The organism is Pantoea sp. E2023-21, assembly GCF_051302795.1.
Classification (GTDB): Bacteria; Pseudomonadota; Gammaproteobacteria; order Enterobacterales; family Enterobacteriaceae; genus Pantoea; species Pantoea ludwigii_A.
Window position 1 is genome coordinate 139,794 of sequence record NZ_CP195346.1, and the last position, 7,097, is coordinate 146,890.

Consider the following 7,097-nt stretch of genomic DNA (forward strand, 5'->3'; position numbering starts at 1 on the left):
ATCAGGATGAAATCCAAATATTTTCATTTCAGTCATGCCGTCCAGGCTTTTTCAACATAACCGCATTCGGATGGCGCAGCCAGAGGATCACGGAAACCATTGTGATAAGCAGAGCCAGAACAACAGAGACAAGCAACGTGCCGGGAATGCCGACGCGCTCAAGCAGAAGGGCATACGCCGACGGCGCCAGAGCCGCGAGAAAAAACGCAGGGGACAGCAGCATGCCTGTTTTCCGGGCATAGAGCTGCGAACCGAACAGAGTAAGGGGAAGAGCAGCCTTTACTAATGTGCTCAGCCCGTTCACGGCTCCGTAACCCAGAACAAACACCGCCGTAGCTGTCGGGGTAAAATGCCCCGCCAGGCCTGTCAGAAAACAGAGCGGCAAAGCAATACCAGTAATGAGATTCAGGCTTAGCGCAGATATTCGTGCGCCGGACACTACGTCCAGCAAGCGGGCCCCGACCTGGCCTGCTCCCCAGAGCATCCCTGCCACAGCAGGCGCACCATAAGCGGCCAGAATCTGTGGAAAGTGCGTGGACACACCGGTTGACACGAAACTCAGCAGTGCAATCAACGTCGTGTACCAGAGCCCACTTATAAACGTCCGGCGATTTTCGGTTGTCCTTGCCTCCCCGCCGTCTGACGGACCGGCCACAACAGGTGCTGGCCTGCCGTCTGAGGGAACTGCGCAAAGGATAAGCAGGCTAACCAGTCCGGCGCCTCCGTAAATGAGGACAGCATGCCGCCAGTCGGTGATGCGTAACAGGGCTGCACCCGCAGGCCAGAACACAGCTGAAGCGAGGCCACCCAGCAGGGTGACCAGAGAAATGGAGCGGCGGGCGCCGACTCCTGCCGTCTCCACAAGTAGCGCAAACGCAGCGTCATAAAGAGCAAAGCGCATGCCGGCGCCCGTCAGGACCCAGGCGGCAATCCACATAGCGGCAGAATGCGTCAGAGCCATCAAAAAACATCCGGCAGAAATGCAAATGGTTCCTGCCATCATCATCGTACGCCCGCCGGCGCGCGCCATGACAAGGCCGGTTATCGGCGATACCAGTCCCATAACCAGCATGGCCACGGTCAGCCCTGAGAAAGTCACGACCGGAGACCAGCCCGTCTCCGCCATAACAGCTGCGCCGAACGCTCCCGGCATGTAGAAGGTAATTCCCCAGTTAATCAGCTGTGTCATCCCGATGCAAAAAACGGTGCGGCCTGTCAGCCGTCCGGCACTCAATCTGCATTTCCCGGAAGCGCAGCGTCGCCCTGCCCGAGCATGCGTTGCATAATGACTGTGTCAAGCCAGCGCCCGTGCTTGAATCCTACCGACCTGAGCGTGCCTGTGATACTGAAACCTGCCGTACGGTGCAGAGCAAGCGAGGCCCTGTTTTCGCTGTTTCCCACCATCGCCACGAGCTGGCGAAAGCCACGAGTTTCTGCCCACTTTACCGCGTGGGACAATAGCTGCTTACCGATACCCTGCCCCTGAAACATGGGGTCAATATATATAGAGTCTTCCAGGGTGAAGCGGTAGGAATACCGTTCCCGGTAAAAAGACAGGTAGCAGTATCCCCGGACCAGCCCTTCATCGATCGCCACAAACCAGGGCAGCCCCGCAGCGCGTAACTTGTTCAAACGGGCCATTATTTCAGCCGTATCAGGCGGTTCGGTTTCAAAAGTGGCGGAGCCATGTAATACGTGATAAGCATAAACCCGCTGAATGGCGGGAGTATGTTGTTCATCTGCTTCCGTTATTTTCATCGGTACGGCTCCTTTTCCGGTCAGAAACAGAGGCTAACCCGAAAAAATATTTTCAGACAGAGCGTGGGACTTATCAGCGGTATAAGGAAAACTTTGGCATGGCAATCCTGAATCTCGACCACCTGACTACCTTCAGACTGGTTATCAGCCGGGGCACCTTCTCCGGGGCGGCAGAAGCACTCGGTCTGTCTCAGCCGGCCGTCAGCCTGCAGATAAGGCAGCTGGAGCAGGCGCTGCAGGTCCGGCTTATAGAGCGAACCAGCCGGGGGATAAGGCCCACTCCTGCCGGGCTGACTTTCTCTGAGCACTGTATGAAAATTGATGCAGTGGTAAATACAGCCATTGAGTCAGTATCTCTGCATTCAGACGACATAACCGGCACCGTTACTGTCGGTACTGGTGCAACAGCCTGTATTCATCTGCTGCCTCCTTTACTGCGACGGCTGCGACAGATACATCCTCTGCTAAAAGTGGACGTATGCACTGGCAATACTTCCGATATTGTCCGGAGCGTGGAGGAAAACCGTATAGATATTGGTCTGGTAACACTGCCGGCAGCCGGTAAGTGCCTGAGTGTCAGCCCGGTGGGTACAGATGAGTTTGTTGTAATCATGGAAAAGGATTCATCAGGGCAGAGTGCGAACCCGCTGTCTCCCGACGCCCTTTTGCCACTGCCATTGATTATCTTTGAACCCGGAAGCGGGACTCGCGCCTTGATCGACGAATGGTTCCGGTTTGCCGGGCATGCTGCTAGCCCCATGATGGAGCTTGGCAGTATTGAAGCTATTAAAAGGATGGTACGTTCCGGTCTGGGCTACAGCATCGTTCCCCGTATGTCCGTTGCAAGTATTGAAGAAAGGCAGGGTCTCAGTCTTTACTCTGTGACGCCCTCGCTTCACCGGACTCTGGGAACAGTAATGCGGGAGGATCGGATTGTCAGCAGGGGCATAAGTGAAGTGTTGAAAATACTAAACGCCAATTTTGCAAAAGATGAAAGCAGATAAATAACATTCAATAAATTTATCTGACAGATACGGTCTGTTCTGCTCCGAAAATTATCCTTGCTGATATTAAGCCACCTAAGTCCGCTTCTGGCACAGAGCGGACACTGATGGCATTAGAAGTATGACAGTGCCATTGTCATACTGGACACAATCGTAATTCTGACCAGACTACGCCAATTGAAATCACTGGAAGAATCATGGACATCCAACTTACCAACGTCACCCCGGACAGCCCAGGATTTGCTGAGTTAAGATCGCAGAGCATGGCTGAAGGATTTAACATGTTACGCCGACTGGAAGATAACTGGCTTAGCGGAAAGAACCGCTTCGATAGACCCGGAGAAAAACTAATTGGGGCTTCTGTAGATGGATTAATCGTTGGCGTTTGTGGACTCAACATCGATCCATATACGCTAAAAACTGGCATCGGACGTCTTCGACATCTCTATGTAGACTCAGGATGGAGAAAAAGGCAGATTGGCAGCGCCCTGCTCAGTGAGATACTTAAGGATTCTGATCACTGGTTTGATTTTATCAACACAAACGCGCCTCCATCAGCATTCACTTTCTACGAACGAGCTGGCTTTGTTGCTTTAACTGGCATAGAAAAAGTCACGCACCATCTATGCCTCAGAGACCCAGCGCGTTGATACAGTCACGTCCTGGATAGACCGCATATTCTGTCCAGTGAAACATTTTTCAGGGACGCCTGCCGGGATACAGCCCTGACGTAACCAAACCGAACCACTTTCAGGCAAATCAGAACCAATACAGTTAAATCCGTGCATCCCTGGACAAACTGCGTTTCTGACCAGGAATGCAGAACGGAAACTGAAACATCTTCAAAAAATCAAAGGAACTGACTGGCCGCTTTGAGCGATGAGCGGAAGTTCGCAATAGAGTCGCCATGGATGTTGCTAGCAATGCCGTGTGTCAATCAATGGGGAGCTGATCATAGCGGGTATAGTAGAGCCTTTTGAAAACTCAACTTTTCGCATTGATTGCCGATAACAAGTACTTAAAAGTGTTTCATCTACCACTACAGGCAGAATTCAATGCGGCATTTACTTTTACCCGATAATGTAGCCGGGTAGAAAATGCGCAGGGAGCGAATGTTCATCATGACGTTTATGTCCAGGTTTAAGTCCCTATTCGTTGAAGAAGATGATTCCGATTACTGGGATAAGAAAGCTGCTGAACTTACATTTCTCGGTGAATTACACCGTGGAAATGTGGTCTTAAGTCTCGATGATCAAAATTTGAGTCTGGCTGAACAGGCACAAAGAGCAGTAGGGCATGTTAATTTCGAAGAGATGCTTATCGCGCTTGATGTCGATACCGGTTATCGGCAGCTCTCAAAAGCCGATATCACTGTTGCGATTGGCATTGGCCTCATGGGTGTAGCAGCGGCATATGCCACAAATCTAAATGCAGAAGCTCTTGAGGAACAAGCCCTCAAGCTTCATGAGAACTTCAAGCCCGATGGCGCTACCAGTCCTCACGACTACAGGAGCGGAGCGAAGCATCGTTACATTTTCGGCCATGATTTCAATCTGGGTCAGAAATTTCCCGAAGGGATGACTTTCGGCGGGGAGCAGGTCGGAGGTAAAAGTCTTTATCAGTTACTTCTGAATTACATAGAAGCCCATTATCCCGGTTCTGGTGTGCTTACTACACATTTTAAGCTTGTCATGCACCTACTGACGCACTATCTGAGTGATCTGCCTACTAACGATGGATTGCCTTTGCCATTCACATCTTTTTTCACTAAATGGAAAGAAAATCCGCTGAACGCGTCTGGATATAGCGCAGAGAACCCCGTGCTTGATGCACTCGGCAGGGAATTTGGCACCATCCATGCCTCAGACATGACTTCTTACGCAGTAATGAAACTGATGATTAAAGGGTATAAAGCTTACACATTCTGGGGTGAGTCCACCTCCGAGCGGGATAAAGATCTGCATGAAGCCCAGATGAGTACTATCGCTTATGGATCTACTCTGCTGATTCAGCTCTTTTTATGTCTTGTTAATGCAGGCAGTGGTGGGGTGGTCGGCACAACAGCTGGTGCGACAAGAATGACAGCAAAATTCAACTATCTAATCGCCGGACCTTTTCTCTGGAATGCATCTAAATCGGTAATCATCATCGGTAAGCAGCACGGCGAGATCATGAAAGATTATGAGGCGTCGATTTCATGTCTTAATGACAGTGAAACCTCATTTGATACTTGGATTAAAACACAATGCACCTGACAAATCATAAAGACAACGCACGCGAAGAGTATCATTTTGAATCATCGCAGGATTACTGCGACCTTGGACATATTGCAAGGGTATCCGAGCTGTTGAACCATCGGAGTGATTTCAACGATGCAGATCGTGCCCAACTACTTGCCATAATGGAGCTTGAGAGACTGCGTTATCGGTTTGCTAATGATGAATTGCCTCTTGATAGCTACCAGGCAGAAGTTCAGTCGGTCAGACAGGCACTAATCGATTCTCACAAACGTGAGCCTTTTGATAACGGTAAAGTCGACCGAGCGTTTTATGTTGAACTGAATAAAGGATATGGCTATGTCGGGTAACTCGACTTTAAAAATACTGGGTACAATAGTCGCAGCTGCGGGCACAGCGGCCACAGCCTGGGTTACTGCTACATTAGCGTCACGTAGCCTTGAGGAAAAACGAAAAAGTAAGCTTGACCAAGACAATGAGCTTATTTATAAAAAAATGAAGGACGATAAAAAATGATCGTCATAATATTTCTTTTGATTATTTTAATTGGGGTTTTTGCATTCAGGTTCACCACGCTTGAAGGGAGAAAACAGAATAAGCACAGAGAGATGAAGGAAGCTAAAAAAAAGACATTCAGACCAGGCAAGTAAAGTCGGAATGAAGTAATAGCAAGGTCTCAAATGAAGCAGGATTTCTGGTCAGGGTCACTTTTGTCACGAAGCTACCCTAATGCAAAGTCTAACAGGCAGCTTTGAGCGAAAAGCGGATGCATTGGCTAAATTTCACCAACAAATTGAGCTAAGAATAGCAGTCGAATAGACAAAGTATTAATATCTCGAAAATAGACAACAGGGGGTAAAGGTATGGCAGGTGGGTATTGGGGAAAGGGGCAAAACCCTTACTGGAACTATGATTCTGATGCTGCGTTAAACGACCTGCAAAAACGCATTGCAGAAGGTGAAGCACACAGTGCAAAACTTGAAAACTCGCTTTTAAAGACCCAGGCTGACTCAGATAGACAGGAGATACAACAACAAATTGATGTTGCTGCTAACACGCAAGCTAATTTAAATGTCAAAATAAAAAATCATAAAGAGGCTTTTTTTAAGTTGGCCATTCGCTCAAACACTTTTGTAAGAGTGTTAAACGAAATAATGGAAAAACATCCTGATTTGAAGGATGAAATCCTAGACTTAATTCAAGAAAAAAGAAATGAATGTACAGCTTCAGAGTATAGGGAAAAGTGGTGGAGCTGGGTTAAAAATACAGACATTAAGATAGAACACGAATATCTCAATTTTCCATATGAAGAGCGAGAGCTAAAAAAATAGGCCTTCGCATTGTCTTCTTAGAGTTCTTATCTAATTTCAATTTGGTTCTGTTAAGAATACTTGAGCGATGTCCGCTTCTGGCACAAAACGGACTGACGTAAGGCTTATGTCCGCTAAGAGCGAAGAGCGGACATTATGGCCCGATAAAATTCTGCTATCCCAATACATTGATAACTACCAGATATGTTGAACGACGCAGTTCAGATCTTTAGGTAAATAATCAAATCATAACCTGTTGCGAATCGACAGCATTTCTCGGTATAACCTTCTTAAGGTCTTTATAGATGGGCGCATGTGAACAGGAGACGGATGATGATTTCAAAGGAAAATGCAGAGCATTATTTCTGGGGCGACGATTGCGATGGTTGGTATCTGGTAAACCGTCAGGACATGTTGGTTATTCATGAAAAAATGCCTGCCGGCACTTATGAAAAGCGACACTTTCACTCCGTTTCCAGACAGTTTTTCTTTGTTCTCAATGGTGTTCTATCGATGGAGCTGGAAGGTAAATTGCATAATATCAAAGCCCTGCAGGGGATGGAAATTCCACCGGGAGCAAAGCATCAAGCCAGAAACGACACAAGGTCTTCCGTAGAATTTATTGTAATTTCACATCCGACGACTCGAGGAGATCGTTCTGACCTCCCTTCATCCTGCTGACGACTTATGAACAATTGCTACGGTTTGTCTTAACGTAAGGCCAGCGTACTATGTATTAACCTACCTGAGTGCTTACAACACATGCTTCTGGCACAAAGCAGCTCTAT

9 protein-coding genes are annotated in these 7,097 nt (G+C 48.1%); 7 read left to right on the plus strand and 2 right to left on the minus strand.

Annotation, left to right across the window (positions count from 1 at the left end; all coding sequences use genetic code 11):
* Window positions 1-28 precede the first annotated feature (28 nt).
* Window positions 29-1,234, minus strand: coding sequence for an MFS transporter (locus tag ACRQ84_RS23445; RefSeq protein ID WP_483818585.1), 1,206 nt, complete (start codon window positions 1,232-1,234; stop codon window positions 29-31).
* Window positions 1,231-1,758, minus strand: a complete 528-nt coding sequence (locus ACRQ84_RS23450; RefSeq protein WP_483818586.1) for a GNAT family N-acetyltransferase — start codon at window positions 1,756-1,758, stop codon at window positions 1,231-1,233. The genes ACRQ84_RS23445 and ACRQ84_RS23450 overlap by 4 nt, the downstream gene beginning before the upstream one ends.
* Window positions 1,759-1,856: 98 nt before the next feature.
* Between ACRQ84_RS23450 and ACRQ84_RS23455 the strand changes: the two genes are divergently transcribed.
* From ACRQ84_RS23455 to ACRQ84_RS23485, 7 genes are all read left to right on the plus strand, one after another.
* Window positions 1,857-2,762 carry a LysR family transcriptional regulator gene (locus ACRQ84_RS23455; protein WP_483818587.1) on the plus strand — a complete coding sequence of 302 codons (906 nt, stop codon included), beginning with the start codon at window positions 1,857-1,859 and terminating at the stop codon, window positions 2,760-2,762.
* Between the two features lie 197 nt (window positions 2,763-2,959).
* Entirely contained in the window at window positions 2,960-3,412 is a 453-nt protein-coding gene (locus ACRQ84_RS23460) for a GNAT family N-acetyltransferase (protein WP_483818588.1), read from the plus strand.
* A 462-nt stretch (window positions 3,413-3,874) separates the two neighbouring features.
* Complete coding sequence (locus ACRQ84_RS23465; protein WP_483818589.1) at window positions 3,875-5,017, plus strand: hypothetical protein; 1,143 nt, start codon at window positions 3,875-3,877, stop codon at window positions 5,015-5,017.
* The gene (locus tag ACRQ84_RS23470) at window positions 5,008-5,349 is read left to right on the plus strand and encodes a hypothetical protein (RefSeq protein WP_483818590.1); all 342 of its coding nucleotides are present in this window, start codon (window positions 5,008-5,010) and stop codon (window positions 5,347-5,349) included. The genes ACRQ84_RS23465 and ACRQ84_RS23470 overlap by 10 nt, the downstream gene beginning before the upstream one ends.
* Complete coding sequence (locus ACRQ84_RS23475) at window positions 5,339-5,515, plus strand: hypothetical protein (protein WP_483818591.1); 177 nt, start codon at window positions 5,339-5,341, stop codon at window positions 5,513-5,515. Before ACRQ84_RS23470 ends, ACRQ84_RS23475 begins: the two co-directional genes overlap by 11 nt.
* A 347-nt stretch (window positions 5,516-5,862) precedes the next feature.
* The gene (locus ACRQ84_RS23480; RefSeq protein WP_483818592.1) at window positions 5,863-6,330 is read left to right on the plus strand and encodes a hypothetical protein; all 468 of its coding nucleotides are present in this window, start codon (window positions 5,863-5,865) and stop codon (window positions 6,328-6,330) included.
* A gap of 312 nt (window positions 6,331-6,642) precedes the next feature.
* On the plus strand, window positions 6,643-6,990 hold the full coding sequence (locus ACRQ84_RS23485) for a cupin domain-containing protein (protein WP_483818666.1): 348 nt from the start codon (window positions 6,643-6,645) through the stop codon (window positions 6,988-6,990).
* Window positions 6,991-7,097: the final 107 nt, after the last annotated feature.

Coding starts and splice junctions, on each gene's coding strand:
- ACRQ84_RS23465 (WP_483818589.1), top strand. CDS start 3,875: ATGTTCATCATGACGTTTATGTCCAGGTTTAAGTCCCTATTCGTTGAA.
- ACRQ84_RS23450 (WP_483818586.1), bottom strand. CDS start 1,758: ATGAAAATAACGGAAGCAGATGAACAACATACTCCCGCCATTCAGCGG.
- ACRQ84_RS23470 (WP_483818590.1), top strand. CDS start 5,008: ATGCACCTGACAAATCATAAAGACAACGCACGCGAAGAGTATCATTTT.
- ACRQ84_RS23475 (WP_483818591.1), top strand. CDS start 5,339: ATGTCGGGTAACTCGACTTTAAAAATACTGGGTACAATAGTCGCAGCT.
- ACRQ84_RS23480 (WP_483818592.1), top strand. CDS start 5,863: ATGGCAGGTGGGTATTGGGGAAAGGGGCAAAACCCTTACTGGAACTAT.
- ACRQ84_RS23460 (WP_483818588.1), top strand. CDS start 2,960: ATGGACATCCAACTTACCAACGTCACCCCGGACAGCCCAGGATTTGCT.
- ACRQ84_RS23485 (WP_483818666.1), top strand. CDS start 6,643: ATGATTTCAAAGGAAAATGCAGAGCATTATTTCTGGGGCGACGATTGC.
- ACRQ84_RS23455 (WP_483818587.1), top strand. CDS start 1,857: ATGGCAATCCTGAATCTCGACCACCTGACTACCTTCAGACTGGTTATC.